This is a genomic window from Imperialibacter sp. (genome assembly GCF_048007035.1).
Lineage (GTDB): Bacteria > Bacteroidota > Bacteroidia > Cytophagales > Cyclobacteriaceae > Imperialibacter.
The window spans coordinates 3,964,997-3,979,425 of record NZ_CP180355.1; the positions used below are offsets into that span (position 1 = coordinate 3,964,997).

The window sequence follows — 14,429 nt, forward strand, 5'->3', positions numbered from 1 at the left end:
GAGTAAACAACCGTTGCTGACTACTTCCTCTTATTATTCTTAAACTTATCTCCCCGGGTCTTGGGCTTTGTGTATTTCAGCACAATCTCCCTTTTGTAGGAACCGCCCAGGTTCACCTTTTTGTTCTTCGCTATTTTTTCATGGAAGCTCGGCCCGGCCAGGTCTTTCTTGGCATTCCGGTGTGGGTTCTTGTTGTCGCCGCTTTTGGCCCTTTCTTCGGGCAACAGCTGGTGCGAAATTTCAATACCTTCCGGCATTTTCAGTAGCGGTATCTCATGCAGCATCAGCACCTCAATAGCCAGCTTATGTTCTTCTTCTCTGTCGGTGAAGAAAAGGATGGCGTTGCCTTTTTCTTCCATCCGGCCGGTACGGCCAATGCGGTGGATATAGTTTTCCGGGAAGTTGGGCGTGTCGAAGCTCACCACATGGCTCACGGTGGCCAGGTCCAACCCACGTGCCATCACATCAGTAGCAATAAGGATGCGGTTTTTACCGCTGTCGAAGTCCTCAATGGCCTTGACCCGGTTGTTCTGCGACTTATCGGTGTGGATGATGCCCATTTCCGGTGCGTAGGGGTCTTCTAGCAGGTCGTAGAGGAGGTCTGCGTTCTTTTTGCCGGTAACGAACACCAGCACCTTCTGAAAGGTATCTTTGTCCCGCAGCAGGTGACTTAGCAGGTTGGCCTTGGTGTGGAAGTTGGGTACCCGGTAGGCTGTTTGCTCGATGGTTTCGAGGCGGGCACCGCTGATGGCAATAGATATTTTGACCGGTGCAATGAAGCTGTCGTTGATGAGCTCTTCTACGTCTTCAGTCATAGTGGCGGAAAACATTATGTTTTGGCGCCGTTCGGGGATGAGCTCAAACAGGTTGGTAAGCTGAAAGCGGAAGCCCAGGTCGAGCATCACGTCCACTTCGTCGATCACCAGCTTTTTGATTTCTTTGAGCTGCACGGCCTTGCTGATGGCCAGGTCGTAGATGCGGCCGGGGGTGGCCACCAGGATGTCCATGCCCTGGGCTACAGCCAGCGCCTGTGTTTTGATATTGGTGCCGCCGTATACGCCCATCACCCGCACGTTCATGTATTTGGCGTAGGTGTTTATCTGCTCCACCACCTGCAGCACCAGCTCTCTGGTGGGCACGAGGATTAAGATACGGGGATGCACCTGCTTCGAAAACTTCAGCTCCCGCAGCAGGGGTAGCATGTAGGCCAGGGTTTTGCCCGTACCGGTTTGTGCGATGCCTACTACATTTTTGCCCGAGAGGACGACAGGAAACGCCTTCTCCTGAATGGGGGTAGGCTGGGTAAAGCCCAGGTCATCGAGGGCGTTGAGGAGCGGATTGGACAGGTTGAGTTCTCTGAAGGAATTCATGGGTTGTGCGACTTATCAAACGAACTGCAAAAGTCGGGAGTATTGGCGAGGTAAAAAAATGGGGGAGGGAGTGTTGTTCTTGGGCTATAAGTTAGGGCTTCGCCTCTCCGGTCGGATTTCACCAATGGTTCAAGCGCTGTTTGACTTTTCAGTATTAACAAAAGCGGATACTCGCCCGAGGGAAATGCATCATAAAGAGTCTGTAGTTGCTACAGCCCGTTTGATAGATAGCAATTCACCTGAAATGTTAGCCGTTTCTTCCTCCAGGTCATAGTCGTCCTGCAGTCCGAGCCAAAACTTGGCGGTGGTGCCAAAGTATCTGCTCAGTCGCAAGGCTGTGTCTGCGGTAATTCGGCGGTTTCCTTTCAGGATCTCACTGATCCGGGTTTGAGGAACCTGAATGTCTTTGGAGAGTTTATAGGCACTAATGCCCAAAGGCGACAGAAACTCTTCTGCCAGCACCTCTCCGGGGTGAATATTGGGTAGTTTTTCTGTTGTATTCATCATTAGTGATAGTCTATAATTTCAACCTGTGTGGCGTTTCCATCTGCCCAATTGAAAATGATCCGCCATTGGTCGTTTATCCTGATACTGTAGTAGTCTTTTAAATTGCCGCTAAGTTTCTCCAGCCGATTGGAAGGAGGTATCCGAAGGTCTGCAAGGTTCTGTGAGTTGTTGAGCATCCTTAGCTTTCTTCTTCCGCTTGTTTGAATGTCAAGCGGCCATTTTTTGACTCGTTCCCCGAACCAAACTTTCTCGGTTTCTTTGGAGCCAAAGCTTAGTATCATACTAATGCATTACGTTACTAACGTTAAAGGTAAGTAAAAAATTTAAATGAGTAGTACTTTTTGATCTCCATTGGACCTTCAATAAAAAGAAAGTGTTTTTTATCCGGTTCACAGACCCTACCATAGGTCTTCGGTTCCGCCAATTGGCTTGCCTGCCATTTTATATTTTTAAGTATTGAAATATTCGAAAATCACCTTATTTATGATTATTATTGTAAATAAGATGATTATAACATTCTTATTTGGTTAAAATAAAGAGAATAGTATGACTTTACAGTCTGTATCGGAGAAGCAAATCGTAGAACGCCTTAAGTTTGAGAACCCGTGGTGGGTCACCGGGGCGATCGAGGATTTCTATAACGAGATGCCCAGGAGGCTGTATTTCGGCCTGTTCAAAACGCTGGCCTACGAAACGGAGGTGCGCAGGGCCCTGATATTGATGGGGCCAAGGCGGGTGGGAAAAACAGTCATGCTGTATCATACCGTGCAAGATTTGATTGCTTCAGGTGTTCCCGCCAACAAGATCATCTTTATTACAGTGGAAAGCCCTGTTTATCTGAATGTAGGGCTGGAGCAAATGCTGCATTACGCCATGACGGCAGCTGGCCAGGAAGAACTGTCTGGTCTTTATGTGTTCTTCGACGAGGTTCAATACCTGAAAAACTGGGAGGGTCACCTCAAGTCGCTGGTTGATAGCTACCGGACATGCAAATTCATAGCATCGGGCTCAGCGGCTGCGGCCTTAAAGTACAAGAGTTTGGAAAGTGGGGCGGGCCGGTTTACCGATTTTCTGCTTCCACCGCTCACCTTCAACGAGTACATCCATTTGAAAGGGCTGGAAAATTTAATCAGGCCTTCAAAGGTAGCCTGGCGGGGGGCTGATATTGACTTCTATTCTACCACCCATATTGAGGAGCTCAATAAACATTTTATTGACTACATGAATTTTGGAGGCTACCCGGAAGTCATTTTTTCGGAGAAGATTCAGGCCAACCCGGGGCGGTTTATCAGGCAGGATGTGATCGACAAGGTGCTGCTGAGGGATTTACCAAGTTTGTATGGTATTCGGGATGTGCAGGAGTTGAATTCACTGTTTACCACCATTGCATACAATACTGGCAACGAGTTTTCGCTGGAGACGCTGAGTAAAGAATCGGGAGGTGTCAAGAAGCAGACGATCAAGGCCTATGTCGAGTATTTGGAGTCTGCGTTTTTGATCAAGACGGTCAAAAGAGTAGGGCAGGACGCCAAACGGTTTCAACGGGATAACTTTTTTAAAATGTATCTGACCAACCCGTCCCTTCGGGCGGCTTTGTTCTCGCCTATGTCCGCCACCGACGATTTGATCGGCAACATGGTAGAAACGGCGATTTATGCCCAATGGATGCACCGTGATTGGTTCACTCCGTGGTATGCCAGGTGGCAAAATGGAGAAGTGGATTTGGTTGCTCTGTCGGAGGCTAAGTTTGAGCCGCAGTGGGCGCTGGAGGTGAAGTGGTCGAACAGGTACTTCGAAAAGCCCAGAGCCTTGAAAAGTCTGCTGAAGTTCAGTGCCGAAAACGGCCTGAAGCATGTGCTGGTGACCACCATCGATAAGGAAGGGAGCAAAGAGCTTGAGGGAGTTAATCTGCACTATTTTCCTGCAGCCACTTATGCTTATACTGTAGGTAAGAATACTTTGAAAATGAAGGGTGGGTAAAACCTGGCGCTCATGGATTTGAAGTGCCACGAGGGGATTCCAAACTGGTTGGAGTGTTTTGGTCGGCTCACACACCATATGATTGAGCTTCGGAATTGCAAATTCCGAAGAGCGGGGGCAAGGCAGCTAGTTTTTTATCAAGTCTTTTCTCCCAACGGCGTAAACGACCGCCATCAACACCGACATATAGCCGATCAGTAACCAGAAAGTGTTGGTGCTCCCGGTAAACTCAGGCAGAATTAACAGGTAATTGAAAGCCGCATTGGCACTAATGTGAGTAAGTATGGACGTGAGCACACTTTTGGTGTAGTAGTAGAGCCAGCCCATAAAGAGCGTTCCCAAAACAACCCATAATAGAAACACAGAGAAATTCATCTGCTGGGGTACACCTGCGCCGATGAGATAGGCTGGAAAATGCCAAAGTCCCCAGATCAAGCCGAGGACGATGCTTGCGTACAGCACGTTCGTTTTTTTCATCAACCTGGGGAGCAAATATCCCCTCCAGCCATATTCCTCTCCGATGGCAATCAATATGATCACGACGACCTGCGGCAGCAGCTGAGTCGTTCGCAAATGAAACCCGGAGAGGTCGAAGTTCAGGGAGGTGAGGATGGCTAGCGAGGCCACGGCCGGAATTCCGAACAATGAAAGGAGAAGCCATTTGGTGGCCATTTTCTTCACGGTTTGTTTGACAAACAATTCCATTAATCCTTTTTTACCCGTTGCTGCGGCGGTCATGGTTAGCGCTACGATTGAGGGTGTGAAAATAGATAGTATAGAGAGGCCAGGATTACTCAATTGATGGGCAATAAGGCATACAAGCGAGCTGAGGACAATGGTAGCAGTAGAGAAGATGATAATTTCCTTTTTTTCCATTCGATACAGGATGATGGTCACTCTCCGTCTGACGCTACCGAGCCAGCTTTGGTTACCAGGTTACTTCCTCACCTCATACCAAAGCTCCACCATGCCATTCTCATAAGCAGTGACGTCCTTGAGGTGCAGGGGCTGCTCCACGCCTATGGAATCAAAAAACAGGAGTCCTTCCCCTAATAGTATAGATTTCACGGTCACTATAATTTCGTCAACCAGCCTGGCCCGTAGGAAGTCTTTGGCTATGGCAGCGCCACCTACTACCCAGATGTTTTTGTAGGCGGGCTTCAGCCGCTCAGTGACCAACTTTTCAAGGTCGCCTGCATAAAAGGTGACATTCACCCTTGCGGACTTCAGTGGTCGTCTGGTGAGCACAACTACCGGTTTATCGCCGTAGGGCCAGCCCAGTGCCAGGGCGTGTTCATAGGTTTTGGCACCCATTACATAGCAGTCGATGCCTGCAAGAAAGGATGTGATCTGCTCGTCGGTAAGGGTAACGCCCTTTTCGTAATTATCAGGTGTTTCAATCCACGAAACGTCATTGTCCTTTCTGGCAATAAACCCATCGAGGCTGGAAACCATGTGTAGGGTGACTTTGGACGGGGTGGTGGTCATTGCTTTCTATTTGGCCTTTAGCCGTATCACATAAATGGAGTCTGTGGAGAAAATATGAATACTGTTGCTGCTAAGGGTAAAGCCAGCATTAAAAAGCTCTTCAGCACTCATCATGCTGAGCGAGTCGACGGTTTCCTGGTCAAGTTTGCCCTCGTACATATAGGGAAGGCCATTGCTCAGCTGGCGTGACTTAGTCAAAACTGTGGAGGACTTCGCTTGCAACGTCCGCTTCATGTCATGCGTGGTTGTGAGGAGCTTGGTGAGCGTGAGTGAGGTGCTGCTCAGTTCAGTCAGCGAAAAGATTCCCCCAAAGTTAAGCTTGTCCTGATCGCCCTTGTCGTCAAACGTATGCTCGATATACTTGTCGTCGATCACTTTCCAGCTACCGAAGAATCCATTGTAGAAAAACTTTCCGTTGGGATAATAGCTCAGCGAAACATTCATTGGCGAGGGAAGTGTGTGGCCTTTGTTCTCGGTGGCATCTTCAAATACCCTCCAGTAGCCACCGGTCAAAGTAGCTAAAGCCTGATCGTTGAGCATGATGGCGTCAGGGTTACTGAGTTCAAAGCTCTTAGGCTGCGCAATAGCGGAAGTCAATAAAAGATAACAGACGGCAGAGAAAAAATACTTTACAGCTTTCATGACATAGCGGGTAAGTTGCAAGAATGCCAATGCTAGCGGTTCATCCGACAGGTGGCTTTCATGTAACTAAAATAAACATTCTTTGCGCTCGGGTTTCATTTTTCTGGCAAAATCTGTCCAGGGCTGTGACTGGTGAAGACACCGACGCTGTCAGGAAGAAATAGAAATGCAGATAAGTTAATGTGCGGAGATGCACACAAGTACATGTAAAAGAACACCAATGCCGTCGTTGGGATGTTTTTCAAGATGTGGTCTAACTTGCGCTGATCACCGCATTTCCCTTTTCGCCAGCCAAAGACCATTGAAACATCTCATTTTCCGCAAATCATGAACCGGGAAAATAATTCCCACAATTAGTTCCTATCATTTTCGTGTTTCGGGTTTGTCTCCTACATTTGCCATTATTTGTAATAAGTCTAAATAACAATAAGACAAAACAAGGATGACGAGGCTGGTACTTGTATGGATGTTAGCTTGTTGCACACAGGCAGCGTGGGGCCAGGCTTCCGAAGGTCATGCCACCATTGCAGGGAAGGTCATCTCTGCGTCCGGTGAAGAGCTGGCAGGAGCCAATGTGTTATTGAAAGGTACCACCACGGGGACTGTAACAAGTGTGGATGGCAGTTTCGAAATCGCCCATATTGCTGCCGGGTCTTATGTGCTTCAGGCTCATATGTTGGGGTTTGAGGGATTTGAGAAAGAGGTGAGATTGGCGGCTGGTCAACGTTTGAGGATTGATATCACGCTTGAGGAGGCCAGCTATGAGCTTGACAATTTGGAGATAATGGGGAAATCGGAAAGCACCGAGGTTCGTGAGCTGCCCTATGCGGTGTCTGTAATAAGTACGAAGAATTTATACAACAGCACTTCCAATGCCAAAGAGGTGCTCAACCGTGTGCCTGGAGTGAGGGCCAGGGAAGACGGCGGCGTTGGCTCCAACCTGAGCTTTACACTCAACGGCTTTTCCGGCGATCAGGTAAAGTTCTTCCTGGACGGCATCCCTATGGACAACTATGGCTCCTCACTCAGCCTGAATAACATCCCCGTCAATACCATAGAACGCATAGAGGTTTACAAAGGTGTGGTGCCGGTGTGGCTGGGTACCGATGCCCTGGGTGGTGCAGTGAACATTGTATCGAACAAGCGCCACAACTTTATTGATGCTTCCTATTCTCTGGGGTCGTTCAATACGCATTTGGTGTCGCTGAATGGCGCTTATACGCATCCACAAAATGGATTTACCGTAAGGGCAAATGCCAATGTCAACTACTCCGACAACAGCTACCGGGTGTGGGTGCCGGTAAAGGAGGGGAACAACATTGTGGATTCGGCTAATGTGAGAAGGTTCCACGACCAGTACCGCTCGGGTGTGGTGAAGCTGGAAGCTGGGGTCGTCAATAAGCCCTATGCCGACAACCTGCTGCTGGGAATGATGGTATCGGGCAACGACAAGGAAGTGCAGACGGGAGCCACGATGAACAGCGTGTATGGAGGTATCGTAAGAAACAGCCAATCGGTTATTCCCTCGCTGAAATACAGCAAGGAAAACCTGCTGATAAAAGGATTTAACCTAAGCTTGAATAGTGCTTTTAATGCTACAAAAAGCCAGGTGATTGACACGTTGAGAGGAGTAACTTACAACTGGCTGGGCGACACCACCTATACTCCCAATTCCAACGATGGCGAGTTGTCACGGACTTTTACCACGCTGACCGACGGTGAGTTCAATAGCCAGGTCAACGCCGGTTATATCATCAATACCCAACATTCACTGGCATTCAACCATTCTTTTTCTCACTTCGAAAGAGAGGTGTTTGACAGAGAAAACCCTGACAGAATCGAAAATCAGTTTCCAAAGGCCATCAACAAGCAGGTGATGGGACTGGCTTACAAATTCGACGCCAGCGAAAAGTGGAGCACCACCGTGTTTGGTAAGTTTTACCTGCTGAAAGCGGTGACGAGTAAGCAGTTCGACTTTGGGCTGTCTACCCAGCGTACTGAGCCCATCGAGAGCAAAAAGCAAAACCTGGGTTATGGACTGGCCAGCACTTATTTCTTGCTGCCCAGGCTCCAACTGAAAGCTTCCTACGAGCACACCTACCGCATGCCCTGGGCAACAGAGATTTTTGGAGATGGCTTGTTTGTGCAGCCCAATCCCGACCTGGGGCCAGAGCAGAGCGACAACCTGAACCTGGGAGCGGCCTACCAGTTCACACTCAAGCGCCACAGCCAACTCACCCTTGAGAGCAGTTTCGTTTATCGGGAGTCGAAGGACCTGATCTACCAGGTGGTGAGAGTGGCCAGCCCGGAAACGTATTACGACAACCTGGCCCAAACGAGGGTGCTGGGTATGGAAGGCAGTGTGAGCTACCAGTGGAAAAAGTTGTTGAGAGTAGGAGGTAATATCACTTTTCAGGACATCACCGACCAGGCTGACTCGGTGTACAATGAGTCTTACACCAACACTGGCTACCAAAGGAATTTCCAAAAGGGCTACCGGCTGCCCAACACCCCTTATTTTTTCGGACATGCCTTTGCAGGTTTAACATTTCAAAACGTGGCAGGCAAGGGGTCTTCGTTGAATGCGAATTACTATTTCAATTTCGTTCAGAAGTATTTCCTGAGCTGGGCTGAGCTGGGCTCCATGGACACAAAGAAAATCATTCCGCAGCAGGCTTCCCACGACGTGGAACTGTCTCTAAGCCTCAGAGAGAGCAAATACAATATTTCGCTGGAATGCAGGAACCTGGCCAACGCCAGGCTGTACGACAAATACTATTTGCAGAAACCCGGACGGGCATTCTACCTGAAACTCAGGTATACACTTTAATCATTTTCAACAAACACAAATAATCAAAACAAAAGGATATGTTTTCTAAAAATCAATTCAAGCCATGGGCTATGCCGACACTGATCTTAAGTGCGGCCATTTTCTTCACAGGATGCGGTGGGTCGGATGATCCTGAACCGGAAGAAACAGAGAGTCCGTTTGTGGTATCGCTGGCGATTCAGGGTAGCGATAACGGATTCACTTACTATTCGGTGCCTTTCAGTGATGTGATGACAGGCTCACTTTCAGCCGTCGGCCAGGGCATTGAGCAGCCGGGCTACTACGACTTTACTCAAATCGGCAGCACCATCTATAGCATTGGTGGCCTCGACGATGTGAATGTGGTGGGCATCTCGAAAAATGAAGATGGCTCTTTGGAGCAGGTTGGCGATATTTCATTTGACAACAGTCTGTCGGACATTATCAAAGCGGACGACAATACGCTGGTGGCCCTGGAGCTTTCGTCAACTTCTGATCAGGTAAAATTCCATACCATTGACATCAATTCGGTAGCTGTCAAATCAACCGTGTCACGCCCGGTGTCTGATCTGGTCTCAGAGTATTCCGCTTCCTATGCGGGCATGAGGATCAGCGGTGACTATCTGTACCTGGCCTACTATGTGAGCGACCCCACCACCTACAATACACCTTCTACCGATCAGGCTGAAGTAGCTGTGTATTCTTACCCTGGGTTCGAGTTTCAGAAAATAATGACCGACTCAAGGGTTGGGCCTATTGGCGGTTTCAACGTAAAGGCAGGCCTCATCAAAGATGAAAAAGGAGATGTGTACCCTTTGTCGCATTCTAATCCTGCCAATGGCTATAGCCAAACAACGAAGAGCGCAGGTATCCTTAAAATCGAGAAGGGATCGACAGCCTTCGACGAGGGGTATTTTCTTGACATTGAGGAGTTGACTGACGGCAAAACCACTGCCCACCTCATGTACCTTGGCGATGGCAAGGCTTTTGCCGAAATCAATATGACAGACCGTGCTGACCAGGCAAGATGGTCGGATGGCCCGTTGCAGTCGGCGGTGATCGACCTTTACGCCAAAACCGTCACCTACATCAGCGGAGTGCCTGAGCATGCAGGGCAAGGTCGCCGATTGGCAGCAGTACACGACGGCGACTTCGTTTATATGTGTGTGCCTGAGGCAGCGGGCATTTTCGTCTACAAAATGGATGTGAAAAACTTCACCGCAACAAAAGGCGCAGAAGTAGAGGCAAACTTCGTTGCTGGATTCTTCAAACTATAATATTTGAATTGCCAACCTCCGGCCTGGTGGGCGGGCCGGAGATTGTTGCTGATCTTGACTGTCAATGAAAAACAAAAAAAGGAAGGCTAAAAGCAAAAGTGCCATCAGGCGGCTTAACGATTGGCTTCACCTTTGGCTGGGGCTGATTTCCGGGGTCATTGTTTTGGTCGTGAGCCTTACCGGCTGTATTTATGTTTTTCAGCAAGACATAAAAGATGCACTGGAACCATGGCGTTTCGTAGAGGCGCAAGATCGACCTTATGCTCCTCCCAGTCAGCTGCTCGACACAGCTCAGGCTTATATGCCAGGTGCGAAGGCTACGGGCTTGACCTATGCTACCCGGAAGGGCGCTGCGGCAGTTGGTTTTTCCTCTTTTGAAGAAGGGAAACGCAGCTTTACGGTCGTTTTTATGAATCCTTATACTGCTGGGTTTCTCAGGAAGCAGCAGACCATTGGTAGTGGGCAGTTTGATTTTTTCCGTTTCATTATCGATGGGCACCGGGCACTTTGGCTGCCCTATGAGATTGGCCGACCGATTGTTGGCGTTGCCACTTTGATCTTTCTGGTTTTGCTTGTAACAGGGTTGGTGATGTGGTGGCCCAAAAACAGAAAGAAGGCAGAAATGAAAAAGGGGCTCATGATAAGATGGAACGCCAGTTTTAAGCGGGTTAACTACGACCTGCACAATGTCATGGGTTTCTATAGCCTGATTTTGGCCCTGGTATTGGGCATCACTGGTCTGGTATACAGCTTTGAGTGGTTTGCCGATGGACTCTATTATGCCACATCGGGAGGAGAGAGCCGACCTGAGCACAGTCACCCTCATTCTGATGTATCGAAGGCTGGCCTCGTACAACATAGTGATAGCATTTCACCATTAGACCGAGCCTGGTACAAAGCCGTGGCGCTGGAGCCCGATGCACAGGGGTGGTATATGACACCAATCCTCAGCGATGAAGACGATGCGATTGAGCTAATTGCTTATCAGGATGATGGGTCCTTCTATAACCACAATACCTATTTTTATGATCGATACACACTGGAGCCTTACCGCACCCGGGGCGACAGGTTTGTGGAGGCAGGCTTTGCCGATCAGCTGGCTATGCTGAACTACGATATGCACGTGGGGGTGGCATTGGGTTTGCCCGGGAAAATACTGGCATTCTTTGTCGGTTTGATTTGTGCGAGCTTGCCAGTCACCGGGTTTATGGTGTGGTTGAACAAAAAGAAGAAATCGAAAAAGCGGGAAAAGATTCGGCTGTAGCCAACACACGACTGTAAAAAAATGGGGGATTTGCAAATGGTTGGGTTCAAAGGAAAAAGAAAGGCCATCGTCAGATGGCCTTTCTTTTGAGGTATTTTTGATGTCTGCTATTTATCTACTTTAATGGAGTTTTTGTCAATAACATCCCCCTTAGCATCAAGCTCCACCACTTCATAGCCAAGCTGCTCCAGCTTTTCCCTGTTGGTGGCGCCGTCACCAACAACGAGGATGTAAATGCTATCGTCGTCGAGGTATTTCTTCGCCAGCTTATTGATCTCATCTTTCGAGATGGTATTAATGATCTTGGTTTGTTGATCCACATAGCTTTTGTCGAGGTTGTAATGAGCGATCGTCCGCAGGAAACCTGCTTTCTGCCCAGGCGTTTCATAGCTTCTTGCATCCCGCTGACCAACTGAATTTCTCATAAAGGCAAGTTCATCGTCGGTAATGCCTTTTTCCCGGTAGTCTGTGATCTCTTTCATAAATTCCACCACTGCGCTATCGGTAGCCGTTGCCAAAACCCCTGCATAGGCCTGATAGGGCCCCGGGTCTTCGGTAGAGCTGAAATAGGCGCCGGCACCATACGTCCAGCCTTTGTCTTCTCTCAGGTTGAGGTTGATGCGGCTGTTGAAAGCGCCTCCAAGTGGGTAGTTCATCAGGTAGGACTTGAAATAATCACCCGTCGCATCGTATTTCAGGTCGGTCATGTAACCCACACGGATTTGTGACTGGGGTGCGTTGGGCTTGTCGACCAGATAAATCTTGGTTTTGTCACCAGGCCTGGCGGGTGGCAGTGTGGGCAGTGCCACTTTTTTGTTGGGCCAGCTTTTCAGGAAGCCCAGTTTTGGCAAGATCTCTTTCTGATCAACATCCCCCACAATTACCAGCTCGCCCAGGTTGGGTGAATAGTACTTGTTGTAGAACGCTTTTACGTCGTCGAGGGTGATATTGGCCACCGTTTCTTCTATGCCAGAAGTTGGCACGGAATAAATATGCTCGTCGCCATACAGCAGCCTGTCAAATACCTGCCCTGCTATAGCCGATGGATCCTGCTGGCTGGCCTTTATGCCTTCCATTTGTTGCTTGATCACCCTGTCAAAGTCGATTTGCTGGAACCCGGGCCTCAAAAGTTTTTCTTCTGCTAGCTGAAGCGTTTTATCGAGGTTCTTTTTCAGTGTATTAATGCTCACTACCGTGGAAGTTCTGTTGGCGTAGATATTGATGCTGCTGCCTATCTTCCGCAGCTCTTCCTGCATGGCTTCGGCCGAGTAGTTTTGGGTTGACTCATCCATCATGGAAGCTGTGATTTGTGCAAGCCCGCTTTTCTTTGGGTCGGCTGCATCGAACTTGTGGCCGCCTACCAGTGTCAGCTGTATGGCCACGGTCGGTATTTCATTGCTTTTTGTGCCAATCACCTTAATGCCATTGTCGAATTTGGTCTCCCAAAACTCAGGCACTTTTACGAGCGGGCTCGGGCCGGAAACGGGTCTTTTGCTTCTGTCGAAAGGCTCGTTGGTGGGTTTTTTGTAAGTAAGACCTGTATAATCCGTTTTTGGAAATGCGCTGACACCACTTGTTGGCTTCTCAAAGTTATCAGGCTTGGCGGGGGCCGTTTCTGCATTGGGCAGGTAGCTGAGGATAACGCCAGGCTTGTTGTAGATATACTTGTTGAACACCCGCATCACGTCGTCGGCCGTAATGTCGAGGTAGCGCTGCAGGTCTTTTTTGATCAGGTTAGGGTTGCCGAAAGCGTACTGGTACCTCGACAGCTGTGATACCTTTCCGCTCACACTGGCCAGCCCGTTGATCGTATTCGATTCCTGGTTGGCTTTAAATTTCTTCAGGTCATCTTCGCTCACACCATTTTTGGCGAATTCGTCCAGAATCTGGCGCATTGCTGTTTCGAAGTCAGCCAGGGTTTGCCCAGGGTAGGGCAGCACAAACATGGTGAACTCGCCTGAAAGCTCTGCCGCCGGGTGGAATACTGAGGCCTGAATGGCTTTCTGGGTCAATACAAATTTTTTGAAGAAGTAAGAGCTTTGGCCTGTTCCTAAAATTTCGGAGAGGCAATCAAGCGCTGCTTCATCGGGGTGCATATTGGGCACGGTAGGGTAGGTGAACATCAGCGCCGGGAAGCGGATGTTATTGTCGATATGCGAGATGTAGCGGTCGGCGGGAATCACCGGGGCGTCCAGCTTCATTTTTGCTACCTCCGGCCCTCTCGGAATACTTCCAAAATACTTTTCAACAAGGGTGATAACCTTTTTCGGGTCAACATCGCCACCCACAGTGAGGGAGGCGTTGTTAGGGCCATACCAGCGCAGGAAGAAGTTCTTCAGGTCTTCCAGGTTAGCCCTGTCGAGATCCTCCAATAGTCCGATAGTCGACCACGAGTAGGGGTGGCCATAAGGATACACTGCGGCAATAGTTTTTTCGTTCCACATACCGTAGGGCGCATTGAGCACACCCTGGCCTTTTTCGTTCTTCACAGTCGCCCGCTGCACTTCGAATTTTTTCGTTGTTACAGCGTCGAGGAAGAAGCCCATCCTGTCGGCTTCCAGCCACAGCATTGTTTCCAGCTGGTTGCTGGGCACTGTTTCGAAATAGTTAGTACGGTCACGGTTGGTGGTGCCATTTAGCGTACCGCCCGATTCTGTAACAATCTTGAAATGTTCTTCATCGGCCACATGATCCGATCCCTGGAACATCATGTGTTCGAAAAAGTGAGCAAAGCCAGATTTGTTGAGCTCCTCCCGGGCAGAGCCCACGTGGTAGGTAACGTCGACATGCGCCAGCGGATCGGAATGATCTTCGTGAATGATCAGCGTCAAGCCGTTGGCCAGTTCGTATTTTTCATAGGGAATGACCAGCTCATCACCGGTTTTTGTCACCTTTTCGATGAGCTTGGTTTGTGATTGAGAGGTCAATGCCATCGAAATGGCGAGACAGATGAGTAGCAGTTTTTTCATTCGAACATAGATTAGTTAAAAAGTAGTATTGAGTCTTTAACGTTTGATTACGAAAAAGTGGTGTTGCGGATATAATTTAGTACAAAACGGTGGTTCTAATAAGCTTTCGAGAGCAAAATAACC

The 14,429-nt window shown here is 48.9% G+C and carries 11 protein-coding genes; 4 read left to right on the top strand and 7 right to left on the bottom strand.

Annotated elements, in window-relative coordinates; translation table 11 throughout:
• Positions 1-20 precede the first annotated feature (20 nt).
• From ACMVP2_RS17105 to ACMVP2_RS17115, 3 genes are all read right to left on the bottom strand, one after another.
• Positions 21-1,370: a DEAD/DEAH box helicase gene (locus tag ACMVP2_RS17105; RefSeq protein ID WP_339787286.1), complete on the bottom strand. Its 1,350-nt coding sequence runs from the start codon at positions 1,368-1,370 to the stop codon at positions 21-23.
• A gap of 189 nt (positions 1,371-1,559) precedes the next feature.
• Positions 1,560-1,877, bottom strand: coding sequence for a HigA family addiction module antitoxin (locus ACMVP2_RS17110; RefSeq protein ID WP_339787283.1), 318 nt, complete (start codon positions 1,875-1,877; stop codon positions 1,560-1,562).
• Positions 1,877-2,158, bottom strand: a complete 282-nt coding sequence (locus tag ACMVP2_RS17115) for a type II toxin-antitoxin system RelE/ParE family toxin (protein WP_339787280.1) — start codon at positions 2,156-2,158, stop codon at positions 1,877-1,879. The genes ACMVP2_RS17110 and ACMVP2_RS17115 overlap by 1 nt, the downstream gene beginning before the upstream one ends.
• 265 nt (positions 2,159-2,423) lie before the next feature.
• Here ACMVP2_RS17115 and ACMVP2_RS17120 point away from each other — a divergent pair, with 265 nt between their 5' ends.
• Positions 2,424-3,857, top strand: a complete 1,434-nt coding sequence (locus tag ACMVP2_RS17120) for an ATP-binding protein (protein WP_339787277.1) — start codon at positions 2,424-2,426, stop codon at positions 3,855-3,857.
• Positions 3,858-3,983: 126 nt separating this feature from the next.
• Here the strand turns inward: ACMVP2_RS17120 and ACMVP2_RS17125 are convergent, their stop codons facing one another.
• Genes ACMVP2_RS17125 through ACMVP2_RS17135 form a run of 3 tightly spaced genes read right to left on the bottom strand, consistent with a single transcriptional unit; the run spans position 3,984 to position 5,987 of the window.
• A complete protein-coding gene (locus tag ACMVP2_RS17125; RefSeq protein WP_416864347.1) occupies positions 3,984-4,733 on the bottom strand; it encodes a CPBP family intramembrane glutamic endopeptidase in 750 nt (249 codons plus the stop codon).
• Positions 4,734-4,793: 60 nt separating this feature from the next.
• Positions 4,794-5,345, bottom strand: a complete 552-nt coding sequence (locus tag ACMVP2_RS17130) for a dihydrofolate reductase family protein (protein WP_416864348.1) — start codon at positions 5,343-5,345, stop codon at positions 4,794-4,796.
• A gap of 6 nt (positions 5,346-5,351) precedes the next feature.
• Positions 5,352-5,987 (bottom strand): hypothetical protein, encoded by a 636-nt coding sequence (locus tag ACMVP2_RS17135; RefSeq protein WP_416864349.1) that lies wholly within the window; start codon positions 5,985-5,987, stop codon positions 5,352-5,354.
• A gap of 442 nt (positions 5,988-6,429) precedes the next feature.
• On the opposite strand from ACMVP2_RS17135, the gene ACMVP2_RS17140 reads away from it, so the two are divergent.
• The 3 genes from ACMVP2_RS17140 to ACMVP2_RS17150 all read left to right on the top strand — a co-directional run bounded on the left by ACMVP2_RS17140 (position 6,430) and on the right by ACMVP2_RS17150 (position 11,337).
• Positions 6,430-8,817, top strand: coding sequence for a TonB-dependent receptor (locus ACMVP2_RS17140; RefSeq protein ID WP_416864350.1), 2,388 nt, complete (start codon positions 6,430-6,432; stop codon positions 8,815-8,817).
• 38 nt (positions 8,818-8,855) lie between these two features.
• On the top strand, positions 8,856-10,073 hold the full coding sequence (locus tag ACMVP2_RS17145) for a DUF4374 domain-containing protein (protein WP_416864351.1): 1,218 nt from the start codon (positions 8,856-8,858) through the stop codon (positions 10,071-10,073).
• Positions 10,074-10,137: 64 nt separating this feature from the next.
• A complete protein-coding gene (locus ACMVP2_RS17150) occupies positions 10,138-11,337 on the top strand; it encodes a PepSY-associated TM helix domain-containing protein (protein WP_416864352.1) in 1,200 nt (399 codons plus the stop codon).
• Between the two features lie 107 nt (positions 11,338-11,444).
• On the opposite strand, the gene ACMVP2_RS17155 is transcribed toward ACMVP2_RS17150, so the two are convergent.
• Positions 11,445-14,306 (bottom strand): M16 family metallopeptidase, encoded by a 2,862-nt coding sequence (locus tag ACMVP2_RS17155; protein WP_416864353.1) that lies wholly within the window; start codon positions 14,304-14,306, stop codon positions 11,445-11,447.
• Positions 14,307-14,429: the final 123 nt, after the last annotated feature.